Raw genomic sequence first — 15260 nt, forward strand, 5'->3', positions numbered from 1 at the left:
TATTTATTGCTACAAAACTACTAAATATTAATCAATAGATTAAAGCAAGAAATACATGATATTTTATGATCCTTTATTACTCCACCGCTATTTCAAAGATTTTTCAATGGAGTTCAGCGATAAATACTTCTTTTTTCACTGAAAATTGACTACTTTTTCACTTTAAAATAAAATAGCTGAGATAACGGAAAGCTTAAAATTAAAATATTTATAATATACGCTGTAAGAAAACTCATTAACGAATGCACCATTTAAAAATCGTTGTCATATTCTTCCTATTCCTTTTTATTACTAAGGATAGTATAGCACAAGAAAAAAATTACCGATTTCATAAGGTTTTTTTCTACAGTTTTACAAAATATATTGAATGGCCTGAGGAAAAAAAGAAAGGTGATTTTGTAATAGCTGTAATGGGAGATTCCGAGATTATCCCATTGTTGGAAGAAATGGCAGAAATCAAAAAAGTTGGCGATAGAAATATCAAGATCGTGAAGCTAGATAATGTCAACGCAGGGGAGTTTTATCATATCTTATTTGTTCCATCTGAAAAAAACCAAAGTTTTGGCGACATAAAAAATAAGCTTAAAGGGCAAGCCTGTTTATTGGTTACGGAATCAGATGGGATGGCCAGGAATGGATCTATGATCAATTTTAAAGATGTAAATGGTAAATTACGATTTGAAGTCAATACCAACACTTTGGAGAAGTCAGGATTAAAAATGTCACAAGAACTCACCCGTTTTGGGGAAGAAATAAATTAAATATTACATAAATAAGCGTGTATGGAATTATTGGATTAAATTTATATTTCAATAAATTTCATTAAGTTTAAAAAAGAATAATTTTTTAAAGGCTAGAAGATGAAAAACTTTCGATTTACGATTGGTAATAAAATACTCGGTGGGTTTATCACCCTTATATTAATTTTTATTGTTTATGCTGGGATCACAATCTTTACTGTAACTCAGAATAGTAATTTAACCCAAACCAACTCCAATGTAATCAAGCCTTCCTTAACTAGCATTAAGGATTTCAATTTATTGATTATCAATTCAAAAATGTTGGTGACCAACTGGGTATATCTCCAAAGTAATGAAACCGATAAAGAAAGTTTAAGAGCTATTCATGAGGAGGAGTATCCTGCCATGAAAGAACAAATCACGTCTTTAAAGGAAAATTGGGAAGATGAAGAGCAAAGGCTGGAAATGGATACTGTTTTCACTGAGTTTGAAGATCTTTTGGATGTTCAAAAGGAAATTATGGAAAGCTTGCAGACTTTTGAGGATTATGAGGACCCCATAGTGAAATTCATGGCGTCCGAATCAATCGAAAGAGAAGTAATCCCTAGAACGGATACGGTTATTGCCCACCTAAATGAAATATTAGTAGAAAAACAAAATGAATCAGAACAATATGAGGCTGAGGTATTGGAGTCTTCCAATAGTTTGAAAAATACCTCTATTATATTAGGTGTAATTTTCGTGATTTTAGGTTTGATAGGAGCCTTCTGGCTTGCCTCATCCATAACAAAACCTGTTAATTATATAAAAGACATCATTGTAAAATTAGGAAAAGGAATATTGCCTGAAGACAACGATAGGAAATTTGGTAATGATGAAATTGGTGAAATGGCAGTAGCTGTGGGTCAGCTTGTGGACGGATTAAAAGAAACTTCTTATTTCGCTGAAAATATTGGTAACGGAAAATATGACTCGGATTATGAGCCATTGAGTGAAGAAGATGTTTTAGGAAATGCACTGATCAACATGAGAGGAAACCTCAGAAAAGTTGCAGAAGAAGATAAAAAGAGGAACTGGACAACTGAAGGATTGGCCATGTTTGGGGATATTTTGAGAAAGAACAATGATAACATTTCTCTTCTATCTGATGATATTATTTCAAACTTAGTAAAATATACCAAATCAAATCAAGGCGGTATTTTTGTGATTAACAGAGAGGATGATGACGATCCTTTCTTGGAATTAACCGCTTGTTATGCTTGGGACAAAAAGAAATATCTGGAGCAAAAGATATATGAAGGCGAAGGATTAACCGGTCAAGCATGGTTGGAAGGCGAAACCATATATATGACAGAAGTTCCCCAAGATTACGTCATGATTACTTCTGGTCTTGGTGAAGCTAATCCGAACAGTATATTGATAGTTCCATTAAAGGTAAATGAAGAAATTTACGGAATTATTGAATTGGCATCTTTCAATGAGTTTGCCGATCATGAAAGAGAGTTTGTTGAAAAAATAGCTGAGAATATTGCCTCTACTATTTCTTCCGTTAAAATCAATGAGAGGACTTCTAAATTATTGGAAGAGTCAAGAGAAATGACCGAGCAGATGCGTTCTCAAGAAGAGGAAATGCGTCAGAATATGGAAGAGCTTCAAGCCACGCAAGAGGAAATGGAAAGAGGTCAGCGCGAGCGAGAGGATAAAGAGAAAATCATCAATTACACCAATATGATGGTAGAACTGGATGGCTCTTTTTATATCAATAGCATCAATAATATTACTTCCGATAAATTAGGTTATGCTTCTTCTGACTTAAGTGGGACTGAAATAACCAAAATCGTTGAATCTAAGGATGCCTATAAAGCCATGAAAAATGCTTTGGAAGCCAATAAAACCTGGTCAGGCATAATAAAACTGAAGCATAAAAACGGTGAAATTGTCGATGCGCAATTCTCATGCGGGCCATTAAGTGGTCAAGATTCAGGTGGAAGCAGTTATTTAATGATTGGGGCTATCATTTCGAACGAAGATTCCATATAATATGAGTTCACTTACCAAAATTTCTTTTGTTTCCATAGTAATATTGCTTTGGTCATGCGGTTTTTCCACTGAAAAAAGAAGGCCTCAAAAAATAGAAGATACTCAAGAGCTCAGAGAAGTAAAAAAGGTTTCTGAAGCGGACATCATTAATAAAACCAAGAAATTAGGAGACTCCATCACCCGAAAGGCTGGCGGAGTTTTTATGTCCAAAATATCCAAAAAATATGCAGAAGGTGGATATCAAGCCGCGGCCAAGTTTTGCAGTATGAATGCTTATCCCCTGACCGATAGTTTGGCCACAGCATATAAAGTTTTTCTAAAAAGGGTAAGTAACAAAAATAGAAATCCCAATAATGCGCCTTCAGAAATGGAAAAAGAGATATTAGAGGCTTATGAATATTCTATTGTGCATGGGGATAAGTTAGGCTCAAATGTTCAATTTATAAGACCGGGCGATACCATTTTATATAACAACCCAATTAAAATACCATCCGAACTATGCTTAAACTGCCACGGAACCCCAGATCAAATTTCCGAGGAGGTAAGAACTATTTTGCAGGAAGAATATCCTAATGATAAAGCTACAGGATATAAAGTAGGTGATTTGAGAGGCATGTGGAGCCTTAAGTTTTTGAAAAAGGAAATCGTTCAAGGCTTATAGAATTAAATTTAGTATTACTTTATCAGTTTTATTTAAATTTTTATTCATGGATTTCGGTCGGTGTGTCACCGACCGAGGAAAATACCATGGTTGGTGGCACACCAAACATTTAAAACCTGAATTAAAAACTAGTAAATTTTAATAACAGCATAATTATAACAAAGCATAATTCGCTAAAAATAAGTTTTTGATAGATTTCCTATCGTTATAATCCTTTACATTATTTAAAAGTTTTCTGAGATTTTTTTAGGGGGTATTACAATAAATTTACTCCTTTATTAAAAATTGAATTGAAGCCAGAACTGATCCATCAATTTTACGAAGATTACCATGAGCAACTCATCCGTTTTGCAAAAGCCATTATGCGTTCGCAAATGGATGCAGAGGAGGCTGTCCATAACGTCTTTCGCAAACTTTGGGATTCTGAAAAACTACCTGAAATAAAAAAGCCTTATCCTTATCTTATTCAATGCACAAAGTTTGAAGCTTATGCTTTACTGGCTAAGGAAAAGAATGAGCAAGAGCTAAATTATCGCTATTTCAGAAATGAAAGCGAAATTATTCCGCAGTCTTCAAACCGGGAAGAAAGCATGCCATTAATTCGAAAGGCCATTGAGGCTTTACCTCCAAAATGTAAAAACATCATGCTTTTAAAGCTTGATGACGGTTTAACACATTCTGAAATTTCGGAATATTTAAAAGTAAGTGAGAAGACAGTGGAAAATCAAGTGACCATCGCAATTAAAAAAGTAAGAAAATATTTGAATAAAAATTAGGGGTAAAGCACTTTTTAATTGTCTAGTAAATAGAATTAATAAAATGAAAAAATCATATACGAAAATATGGAATTATTTAGAGGGTAAACTATCAACAAAGGAGGAAGATGAGTTGATGGATTGGTTGGGGCATTCTGAAAGGAATACTATTTTCTTTGATCAGGTAGTTCAAGATTTCAATCGAATCAATCAGCTTTCTCCGGCCCCAAAATCTCATTTTAAATGGTATTGGGTGGCTGCCAGTTTACTTTTAATCATTTCTGTTTCTATTTTTATGCTCAAACCCTTTAATAATGAGGAATCTATCCGAAAATTTCAATTAGCGGATGGAAGCGAGATTGCCGTAAGCAGTAATTCGCAATTTGAATATGACTCTTTAAGTTTTGATAAAACCAAATGGGTGAAAATAATTGGAACAGCTGAAATCAAAACGCAAAAAGATGAACACCTACTGGTGGAAACCCAAAATGGATATTTGATAATGGAGGGTAAATCCACTTTACAAATTCAGAGTCAAAAAAATAAAGACTTGAATGTTTTAGTAGCTGAAGGAAATATAAGATGGTTAAATCCTCGTTCAACGGGTGAAGAAATAACCATGGAAAGCGGTGAAAAAGCATTATTTAAAAATGATGGGAAAACGATTTTATTTAATACTTCTGAAAAGCGTCAAAACACATTTTTAATATTTGATAATTACATGAACCTATAAAATTTTAAAGATGAAGACTATCAAATTAATAGCCCTTTTTACAATTTTTGCTACTATGGCATTTTCTCAATCGGAATGTGAAGAGCAACTTATAAAATATACTGATAATTTAGAACCCGATTCCTTAATAGTTGAATTTAATCTCATCCATACTATTAAAGCTTATGAAGATTTGCCTTATTATGAAGAAATTCGTTTTACTTCCAATCCTAAATATCCTCAATATTTCTTGTTCAAGAAAACTAACCCAAATGCTCAAGTAGGTTATAAGGTTTTCGATTGGGACAATATTGAAATTGAAACAGAAACTGTAGAAAAAATTGGACCTGGAGAGTTTCTGATGGCATTAAAAAAACATCAAAGTGGAGATTACAAGCTGGTGCTGTATTCCAAAAATCCTGATGGAAGCTGTGTAAATGTATCTTTACTCAAAAGAAAGAAAGCGGGGAATATCAATATCCCATCCACCAAATTAAATGAAAATACTAATTTAAAGGAGCTGACTTTACTAAAAGAATACAATCAGAAGGTCAGAAGAGATGATCTGCCTTATGTGAAGGAATATTCCTACGTATTGACCAAAGGTGCTGATTATTATTTTTTGTGGGAAAACAATAAAAACCTGAATTTAAAAGTGGCAAATTCTAGGCGTGATCAACAAGCGTTAACTGAGCTTAAAGGAAAGGAAGATTTGCTTAAATATCATTGTGAAGATACAGGAATCTATTATTTCATCATTTATGCAAAAGATCCAGTACCTCAAAATGCTACCCTTAAATTCCTATTTGATGAGAAAAGTAGGAAATAAAATCAAAAATAAGCTTTAATATGATCTTGTGATTTTATCTTTTCAATATTTTCAGTGCTAAGTGGTTTTTCCACATAATCAATCACCATATCATATTTTTGAGCTTTCACCCTGTCAGCCGAGTTGATGGATGATGTCAAAATAATAACGGATACATTTTTGTCCATGCCTTTTGCCATGATTTCATCCATTACTTCCCAACCGTCCAAAATGGGCATATTGATGTCCAATAAAATACAATAATGATTGGCTACATTGAAATAGGTATTGAAATAATCTACTGCATCTTTACCATTGTAAAAACTTTTTGGCGCAGGATGAAAAGCATTTTCCTTTACATAAACCTCATGTAAAAAAACGGTCATTTCATCGTCATCTACTATTAGTACTTCAAAATTTTCTTTTGCTAATGACATATTCGTTACATCAAGTCCTGCATTAGTATAATTAAATATTAGAATCTAAAATAATTAGATATAACATCAGAGAAAAATCTTCCTCCGGCCATTCCGTGGATATCCTCTGGATCGACATCACCTCCGAATTCATAAGTTTCCAATAAAACTTCAGTACTTCCCATAGCATTCATGCTCTCAAAAGCATCCACTGAATTAAAATAAGGAACCAAAGCGTCTTCTCTGCTATGAAATAATTTAATTGGGGCTTCAGCTTTCCAGTTGTGTACATCATTATCAGCTAATGCCGCCCTAAACTCACTACTTGGATCATTAATATCAGTAATAAACTCTTCAGTAAATACTTCCTGTGGGTTGGTATTAGAAATCGCAAAATATCCGTTATCGGCCACTTCAGTAGCAAATGGTTCTTTTAAATAATAGCTCATTCCTCTTTGCAAATAGACCCTGTCATAAGTATCCATCACCCATAAATAAAGGCTAATAGGAAAGCCCAATTCTCCTTCAAAATTAAATATATAATCGCCAACTGCTGTTTTATGGTAGGCACCTGCCCCCATTGCACTTTTAATAATTTCAAACTCTTCGCTATGGTTTTCTTCAATATATTTATGCAAAGCCATGGTGGAATTCCCTCCTTGGGAGTAGCCTAAAAGGTATAGTTCTTCTACTTCCGTATCTCCCTCTGTTCTCAATTTAACCTCCAAGAACTCTGCATATTCTCTAGCAGCAATTAACATGTCATAGCTAGTAGTGGCCGTTGTTTGCGCATGTTCATAAGGATGAAACATATCCCCAGTACTGCCATAGCCAATATAATCAGGCGCAGAAATCATATAGCCATTAGATGCAAAAAGTGCCGCTGACAGATGAATTTCCGCATTATTTTGTGGTAAATAAGATGGGGCTCTTTCTTCTTGATCTATTTCCGGATTGGGATCTTTTGCCAGTGTACTATGTTGAAAACTGGTCAATTTGGAAGACCCGCTCACAATTGGAATTAAAACCAAGCCTGATGCCTCCACTTCAGTGCCGTCATAATTTTCGGTCATATAAGTAATCTTATGGGCGGTGATATCGAAATTAATAAATCCACTTGCTAAATTATTACCACCGAAACGGGCGGATATCTCATCAGTAGAGATAGTATCCAAAAATTCATAACTCACCACATGCTCAAATGGAAAATCATTTTCCAATTCGTCTTCCATTTCATTATTATCACAAGATAGGATGAAAACAGTTGACAAAAGGACGAATATTAATCGAAGAAACTTATTAAATTGCATAACTAGATAATGGTTAAAGCCTGATATGTATCATGCTTATTTTTTTGCTTAGCAATATATTAAATTAAAACTAACTTAACCTTATGCTCCTTCAAGAAATCCCCAAAAAAGAAGATATAATAGCCGCTGAAAAAAGAATTCACGATTATGTACACCGTACACCTGTGTTTACTTCTATGACCTTGAATGAGATTTTAGGGGTTAATGTCTATTTCAAGTGTGAAAATTTACAAAAGGTTGGGGCTTTTAAAATGCGGGGGGCATCTAATGCTATTCTTTCCTTAACAAAATCACAATTAAAAAAAGGAGTAGCTACCCATTCATCAGGGAACCATGCACAGGCAGTTGCACTTGCGGCCAAACTTTCCAAAATTCCGGCTTATATAGTAATGCCTCAAAATGCACCGGAAGTAAAAGTAGAAGCGGTAAGACGTTACGGTGCGGAAGTAATTTATTGTGAATCCAATTTAAAAGCTAGGGAAGAAACGCTTAATGAAGTGGTAGAAAAGACCGGGGCCACATTTATCCATCCTTATGATAATTATGATGTAATTGCTGGGCAAGCTACCTGTGCCAAAGAAATGATAGAAGATACCGATCATTTAAAAGCCATTTTTGCGCCTATTGGGGGCGGTGGATTAATGGCCGGTACTTTATTGTCATCTCAATATTTTGGCAATAAAATTCCTGTTATTGGAGCAGAACCAGAGGGAGCAGATGATGCCTATCGATCCTGGAAAGCAGGAGCATTATTACCTATGGAAAATCCGGATACCATTGCAGATGGCTTAAGAACTTCTGTTGGCGAGCGAAATTTCCCCATCATTCAAAAATATATAAAAGACATTATTACGGTAAGTGATGATGAAATTATTGAAGCGATGCGATTGATTTTTAATTATCTAAAATTAGTAGTAGAGCCTTCTGGAGCCGTTCCTTTTGCTTCTATGATTAAAATTAAAGAGCAATTTAAAGGGAAAAAAGTAGGGGTTATTCTCTGTGGAGGAAATGTAGATTTGAAAAAATTACCTTTCTAATTTTTTTATTTACAGAATGCTAAGTCTATTTTTAATGAGACATGAGAATTATTCACCGCTACTATATCCTGCCTAAAAGAGATCAAAAAAGAAAATTATGGTCTTTTATCTTCAATTTATTGATCATCATTGCGGTGATTGTATTTATGGCTTGGAGCACTAATTTGTGGATAATTCTGATTTTAGTGCAACCTGTTATTTCCATATATGCTTCCTTTATTGATGTGCCCACCGGAAGAAGGAAAGGTCAAATCATTTATTATTCCCCCTTATTGTTGTCTTCTGCATTGAAGCATAATAAAATTCAATTGCATGGCGGAACGCTATTCGATTATTACTATACCTTAAGCATCCATAAAAGTGAATCCAGAAATAAAAAAGCTATTCTCTACAGCTATATGGAAGGATTGCTTAATATGTTGGATAGCTTTAGCAAAAAACAAGATGATGTTAAAATTGAGGCCAATGCTTATTTCATCAATCCCCATACGGCAGAAAAACTGGGGTTTAAAAAAGTAAGAACCAAAAATTTTCAAAAGCTGATCATGCTTTTAAACTATGTGCCCATTACCATCAGTTATTCCATTGCAATGGGAAATTTAAGCTTTCCCAATATTTTATCACTTAAAAGCTATGAATGCAAGATGGGTGATTTAAGAAAAAACAGAGCTAAACTGGAAGTGATGTTTGAAAGGATTAATCAATAAGCATGAAGGAGAAAATTTTAGATTTTTGTAAAAATGAACTGGACGCTAAAAAGGTTGAAATTTCTAAAGAAATAGCTTCAATCATGGAGTCCATTGGCTCTGATACCAAAAGCTCTGCCGGTGATAAATATGAAACTGGCAGGGAAATGATGAACCAAGAAAAAGATAAACTTCAATCACAACTGGTTAATATCAATCGGCAATTGGGAACCCTTCATCAAATTAACCCTCTTGAAAAATATGATACCGTAAACTTTGGTGCTTTGGTCAAAACTTCAATGGCTATATATTTTATCTCCATTTCTTATGGGAAAATGACAATAGATGGGGAGGAAGTTTTTTTGATATCTGCCATTACGCCCTTAGCCCAACAAATGATGGGCAAAAAAGCAGGGGATAAGTTAGATTGGAACGGAAAAGAAATTTTAATTAAGGATATTTTATAAACTGAGTTTTAATTTCTTCAAAGCGTAATCCTGAGAATTTTCTCCCTCCTTCCTCTTTAAATTTTGATAGGCGAATTTATATGTGGTAGTATTTCTATAAATTTGTGTGTCCATAAAAGCCGAATAAAGTTATAAACTGCAAGTTTCTGCAATTAATGCTAGCTTTTCCTTTCATACTTTTTCCATTGATGAAAAAAATCTTCAATGCGTCATTTCGGTCCCGATAAATCGGGATTATATTTTCAGAAAAGAAAATTATCCGAAATCTTTCTACAGCATTTTGAAAGAGATACCAGACAAATTAATACTTTATGTTATTAAGATGTCTTATGGGGGAAAAATTAAATTGAAATGAAAATAATTCTAATCCTACTTTGTCATATTATTCAATCATCGCCAAGAGCTGTGTCTTCACAGCTCTAGGTAGATCAAAGCTCGATTTGTGAAGACACAAATCGGGGGCATCGGTGCTAACTTGACAAAGTAGGTCTAAATCAGGACATTTTTTAAGCTTTAAACAAAACGATAGAATTTAGGTTTTATAGTTTATCATGCTTAAAACCAATTTTTTACATATTTTCATCACCATTTTGGTTATTTCCATCTATCCATGGCTGGAAACTTTAGCATTTGATACCCAATTAAAAATCACATTAGCTTTAATCTTTCTTTTGGGAATCCCACATGGGGCAATTGACCACATTTTGCTGAGGAAAAAGAAACAAAGCTCCAAAGAGCAAATTCAATTTTATGCTTTTTATTTAGGATTGATTGCTATTTATGTAATCACTTGGATTGTCTTCCCTTATTTTAGCCTAGTCATATTCTTCTTGATTTCATTTTATCACTTTGGACAATCGCAATTTAGTGATGTGAAAATCGCTGAGACCAGTAAAAGTAAAAAGCTTTTGTACATGCTCTGGGGAGGCTCTATCATCAGTGGTTTGTTTTATCATCATTACGATAGGCTTATTGAATTCTTTTTAGAAACTTCACACTTCAATCAGACGGCCACGGTAATCACGCCTAGCAGTTTGTACTACTTTTTTGTATTGACTTCTTTTGCTACCATCATCTTGATGGCCTATTTACTCTTATTTAAAATCAATTCTAAAAAGCGCTTTTTCAGCGAGATAGGCGTTTTTCTTTTATTGCATTTAGCCTTTTTCACCTTACCCCCTTTATTGGCTTTTGCACTTTATTTTGCAGTCTGGCATTCTTTAAAAGTCTTATATGAAGAGTACCAGTTTTTAGGGACAAAAAGGAAAAATTTTGACCTCAATCATTTCATTAAAGAATTATTGCCTTTTACCTTAGTAAGTATAGTAGGGGTTTTAATTTTACTATTTGTATTTTCATATTTTCAATTCTCCATTTCACCTTTCTTCTTGACCATTATATTTCTATCAGTTTTAACCCTCCCTCATAGTGTGGTGATGGATAATTGGTACAAGAAAATGCAGCGTAAATAAACAATTCATTAAAATCTGCTGGCCAATTTGAGAAAGCTTTCAAATTATTCAGAATTAACAAGCTACTTGACTTACCTTTACATCCTTAAGTAAAATCCATAAAATGAGTATTGCTACAAAATCTGAATTTTACAGTCAAAAGATTAATCAATTTCAAAATGAAGTTGAGAAAAATAGAAAGCTTACCAATCAATTCGGGACCATTCGAGTTTTATATTTTTTAGCCACCATTGTTGTATCGGTTTATTTCATCAATGAAAGAAATGGATTGGCTACTACTTTTGTATTGCTACCTTTTCCATTGATTTTTGGTTGGTTGGTCAACCGACATAAATCAAAAAAACGATTATTGACATTAGCTCGAAATCGAATCATCATTCTCAATGAAGAAATTGACAGACTAAACCTTAAATTAGATAAGCTTCCGAAAGGAGAAAGGTTTATTGATGGACTACATGAATATGCTCCTGATATGGATGTTTTTGGCAGACATTCTGTATTTTCATTAGTGAATAGAAGTGCATTGAACTTTGGTCAGGAGAGTTTGGCAAAATGGTTCAATTCACCGGCAACTAAGAAGGAAATTTCAGCTAGACAGCAAGCTGTGGAAGAAATCAAAAGTGACTTTGATTGGCGATTGGAGTGGTGGGCAGAAAGCAGAATAAAGGAAAACAAAAAAGAAGAGGAAAATTTAACAGGCCTTTTTGACTTTTTCTCCAAAGCAAAAGAAGAGAAGATTAAGTCGATATTTAAATATATTCCATTCATTGCCATTTTTCAATTGGCCATATTTTTCATTTTATCCTTACTGGGGATTCTACCATGGTCTTTTGTAGGCCTAGGTTTTTTAATCAATATTCTCTTATTACTACCCATCCAAGGTAGAATAATGCGACTTCAGTCCGAAACGGAGCAAATAGCCGTTCACCTGGAGCAACATAAAAACCTTTTTAAAATGGCCGAGGAAAAGCAAGTAAGCGCTCCCTTTTTTAAGGAATTACAAAGCCATTTTCAAAATCCTAAAGCTTCTCAAAAAATCAATTCCTTATCAAAAATTTTAAATTGGATGCATGCACGAGCAGGCATGATGTACTGGGTAATAAATCCGTTTTTGTTAATTGATTATTGGGTACTCAATAATATTGTGAAATGGAAAAACCAATACGGTAAATTGATTGAAGGCTGGTTTAGTGCCATAGGCGATTGGGAGGCCCTTATGAGCATGGCAGACTTTGCTTTTTCCCATGAAGACTACATGCCCGCTAAAATCTCTAATGCTAAATGTGAACTTAAAGCCAAAGATTTGGGGCACCCTCTTTTACCGCATGATGAAAGAGTTTGCAATGATTTTGAAATGACAGGGCCGGGGGCGGTAACATTAATCACAGGAGCCAATATGAGCGGAAAAAGTACTTTTGAGCGTTCTTTAGGGGTCAATATGATCTTGGCGCAAATGGGTGCAGTTTGCTGTGTGGAAAGCCTGGAATTAAGTCCTTTGCAATTATTCACCAGCATGCGAACTCAAGATAATCTAGAAGAAAACACTTCTTCTTTCTATGCGGAATTGAAAAGATTAAAGCAATTAGTGGATATGACTAAAGTACCACAGGAGAGACCGATATTTTATTTATTAGATGAGATTTTAAAAGGAACCAATTCTGAAGACAGAAATATTGGGGCGGAAAGTTTAATCAGGCAATTGATGAAAACCAATAGCATGGGATTAGTTTCTACTCACGATTTATCCCTAGCTAAACTAGAAGATGAATTAGATAATTTCCAAAACTATAGTTTCAATAGTGATGTAAGCGGAGAGGAGATTCTATTTGACTATAAATTACATAATGCACCATGCCATACTTTTAATGCCGTTCCACTGATGAGAAAAATGGGCATTGAGATTATTAAGAATGGTTAAATTGATTTTTCTTTTTCTAGTCTAAGCGTCTCGCTTAGACTTTGCGATTAGGTCCAAGCGAGACGCTTGAACCAGTTTGGGTATCCACTCCTCAAATTCTTCACTGCTCTTCAAACATTCTTTCTTATATTTAATTCTGCCTTGTCAAATTTCTGCTTTTTTTGAAAAAACGGTAGTTATTCAAACAAGATTAGAATGGTTGGTGGCCACCAACCATGGTATTGACCTCGGTCGGTGGCTCACCGACCGAAAACCATGATGAATAATTTAAATAAATCTGACAAATTAGGATTAATTTCTTAGTAAAATAAAATACTTATGAGAAAGCTATTACTAACATTCATTATAGTCCAATTAAGCACCCTTACTTGGGCACAAATAAAAGATGCTCCTGAAAGATCAGAAGGAGAAGGGCCTTGGCCTCAACTGATTATTCGGGGTGTTACCCTAATCAACGGCAATGGGGCACCACCAACTGGGCCAGTAGATATAGTGGTGGAGCAAAATAAAATTGTGGAAATCAAAACAGTAGGTTATCCCGGTGTAGAAATAAAAGAAGATAAAAGACCAAAATTAAAGGAAGGTGGGAAAGAATTAGATGCATCGGGGATGTATTTGATGCCGGGTTTTGTGGATATGCACGGTCATATTGGCGGAGAAGCCCAAGGAACACCAGCGGAATATGTATTTAAATTGTGGATGGGGCACGGCATTACGACTATTCGAGATCCTTCGGCAGGTAATGGCTTGGATTGGGTTTTGAAGCACAAAGAAAAAAGTGCCAAAAATAAAATTACCGCCCCAAGAATTTTAGCTTATACCGCATTCGGACAGGGAAGCGATCAGCCCATTAGCAGTCCGGAAATGGCTAGAAAATGGGTTCAGGAAAATGCCAAAAAGGGTGCTGACGGCATCAAATTTTTTGGCGCAAGACCGGAAATCATGCAAGCAGCCTTGGAAGAAAATAAAAGTTTAGGTTTGCGGTCTGCCATGCACCACGCCCAAATGGATGTAGCAAGATGGAATGTGGTAAACTCTGCAAAAGCAGGCTTAACCACCATGGAACATTGGTATGGTTTACCAGAAGCATTATTTACTGACAGAACAGTTCAGCATTACAAACTAGATTATAATTACAATAATGAGCAAGACCGATTTTCTGAAGCAGGTAAATTGTGGGAACAAGCAGCCCCACCTTATTCTGACAAATGGAATGAAGTGATGAATGAATTATTGGCTTTGGATTTTACCCTGGACCCGACTTTCAATATTTATGAAGCCAGCAGGGATTTAATGCGGGCCCGAAGAGCAGAATGGCATGAAGAATACACATATCCTTCACTTTGGGAATTCTATCAGCCGAGTAAAATTTCCCATGGTTCTTACTGGCATTATTGGGGAACAGAGGAAGAAGTGAGCTGGAGAAAAAACTACCAATTATGGATGACTTTTGTAAATGAATATAAAAATAGAGGAGGGCGAGTAACTACAGGTTCAGATTCAGGCTTTATTTTCCAGCTTTATGGTTTTGCTTATATACGAGAAATGGAATTGTTGAGAGAGGCCGGATTCCACCCTTTGGAAATTATGATGTCTGCTACCCTAAATGGGGCCGAAGCCTTGGGTATGGAAGACAAAATCGGTACGGTGGAAATCGGAAAATTAGCTGATTTTGTGATAGTGGAAGAAAACCCATTGGAAAATTTGAAAGCTTTATATGGAACTGGAGCCATAAAACTGACCGAAGATAATGAAGTCATTCGTGCCGGAGGCGTGAAATACACCATCAAGGACGGGATCATTTATGATGCCAAAAAACTATTGGAAGATGTGAAAAAAATGGTGGCTGAAGAAAAGGATAAAACGAGATTTGAAATTAAGCAACCGGGGATGGATTAAAACCTGGTTTGGTTCAAGCGTCTTCCCTAGTCTAAGCGTCTCGCTTAGACTTTGCATTGGCTCATAAAAGGGGTTTTGTGCTTAGTCCAAGCGAGACGCTTGTACCAGTGTTAAGAGTTGGGGTTCGGTCCAGGCGAGGCGCTAGAACCAGTGTTCGTGTAGGCATGCAACATTAAAGTAACTCAAAAATTTCCTTTGCGTGGCCTCTGCGTCTCGTATGTTTACAATCCTTAAAAATAATAAGTATTTTTAATAAAGCAATAAGGCAAGGTGAGAGCAGTATTTGCGCCTAAACAAGCCTTGAGCTATGTTCACGCAGAGATATTCCTCACCTTGTTT

The 15260-nt window shown here is 35.2% G+C and carries 14 protein-coding genes; 12 read left to right on the forward strand and 2 right to left on the reverse strand.

What is annotated here, in order from left to right; translation table 11 throughout:
• The first annotated feature begins 242 nt into the window (after positions 1–242).
• From ACFE0M_RS06010 to ACFE0M_RS06035, 6 genes are all read left to right on the forward strand, one after another.
• Positions 243–761 (forward strand): YfiR family protein, encoded by a 519-nt coding sequence (locus ACFE0M_RS06010; RefSeq protein ID WP_434544844.1) that lies wholly within the window; start codon positions 243–245, stop codon positions 759–761.
• A gap of 99 nt (positions 762–860) precedes the next feature.
• On the forward strand, positions 861–2780 hold the full coding sequence (locus ACFE0M_RS06015; protein ID WP_434544845.1) for a GAF domain-containing protein: 1920 nt from the start codon (positions 861–863) through the stop codon (positions 2778–2780).
• Position 2781: 1 nt separating this feature from the next.
• A complete protein-coding gene (locus ACFE0M_RS06020; RefSeq protein WP_434544846.1) occupies positions 2782–3441 on the forward strand; it encodes a Tll0287-like domain-containing protein in 660 nt (219 codons plus the stop codon).
• Between the two features lie 290 nt (positions 3442–3731).
• Positions 3732–4217 (forward strand): RNA polymerase sigma factor, encoded by a 486-nt coding sequence (locus ACFE0M_RS06025; RefSeq protein WP_434544847.1) that lies wholly within the window; start codon positions 3732–3734, stop codon positions 4215–4217.
• Positions 4218–4260: 43 nt separating this feature from the next.
• On the forward strand, positions 4261–4929 hold the full coding sequence (locus ACFE0M_RS06030; protein WP_434544848.1) for a FecR domain-containing protein: 669 nt from the start codon (positions 4261–4263) through the stop codon (positions 4927–4929).
• A gap of 10 nt (positions 4930–4939) precedes the next feature.
• A complete protein-coding gene (locus ACFE0M_RS06035) occupies positions 4940–5737 on the forward strand; it encodes a hypothetical protein (RefSeq protein WP_434544849.1) in 798 nt (265 codons plus the stop codon).
• Between the two features lie 2 nt (positions 5738–5739).
• Here the strand turns inward: ACFE0M_RS06035 and ACFE0M_RS06040 are convergent, their stop codons facing one another.
• Positions 5740–6153, reverse strand: coding sequence for a response regulator (locus tag ACFE0M_RS06040; protein ID WP_434544850.1), 414 nt, complete (start codon positions 6151–6153; stop codon positions 5740–5742).
• A 38-nt stretch (positions 6154–6191) separates the two neighbouring features.
• On the reverse strand, positions 6192–7403 hold the full coding sequence (locus ACFE0M_RS06045; protein ID WP_434544851.1) for a phospholipase: 1212 nt from the start codon (positions 7401–7403) through the stop codon (positions 6192–6194).
• Positions 7404–7525: 122 nt separating this feature from the next.
• On the opposite strand from ACFE0M_RS06045, the gene ACFE0M_RS06050 reads away from it, so the two are divergent.
• The 6 genes from ACFE0M_RS06050 to ACFE0M_RS06075 all read left to right on the forward strand — a co-directional run bounded on the left by ACFE0M_RS06050 (position 7526) and on the right by ACFE0M_RS06075 (position 14921).
• Complete coding sequence (locus tag ACFE0M_RS06050) at positions 7526–8479, forward strand: threonine ammonia-lyase (protein ID WP_434544852.1); 954 nt, start codon at positions 7526–7528, stop codon at positions 8477–8479.
• A gap of 41 nt (positions 8480–8520) precedes the next feature.
• Positions 8521–9186, forward strand: coding sequence for a hypothetical protein (locus tag ACFE0M_RS06055; protein WP_434544853.1), 666 nt, complete (start codon positions 8521–8523; stop codon positions 9184–9186).
• A gap of 2 nt (positions 9187–9188) precedes the next feature.
• Positions 9189–9632 (forward strand): 3-oxoacyl-ACP synthase, encoded by a 444-nt coding sequence (locus ACFE0M_RS06060; RefSeq protein ID WP_434544854.1) that lies wholly within the window; start codon positions 9189–9191, stop codon positions 9630–9632.
• Positions 9633–10183: 551 nt separating this feature from the next.
• Positions 10184–11104 (forward strand): Brp/Blh family beta-carotene 15,15'-dioxygenase, encoded by a 921-nt coding sequence (locus ACFE0M_RS06065; protein ID WP_434544855.1) that lies wholly within the window; start codon positions 10184–10186, stop codon positions 11102–11104.
• Positions 11105–11207: 103 nt separating this feature from the next.
• Positions 11208–13022 (forward strand): MutS-related protein, encoded by a 1815-nt coding sequence (locus tag ACFE0M_RS06070; protein WP_434544856.1) that lies wholly within the window; start codon positions 11208–11210, stop codon positions 13020–13022.
• Between the two features lie 318 nt (positions 13023–13340).
• The gene (locus tag ACFE0M_RS06075) at positions 13341–14921 is read left to right on the forward strand and encodes an amidohydrolase family protein (protein ID WP_434544857.1); all 1581 of its coding nucleotides are present in this window, start codon (positions 13341–13343) and stop codon (positions 14919–14921) included.
• Positions 14922–15260: the final 339 nt, after the last annotated feature.

The organism is Marivirga sp. (assembly GCF_051117495.1).
Lineage (GTDB): Bacteria > Bacteroidota > Bacteroidia > Cytophagales > Cyclobacteriaceae > Marivirga.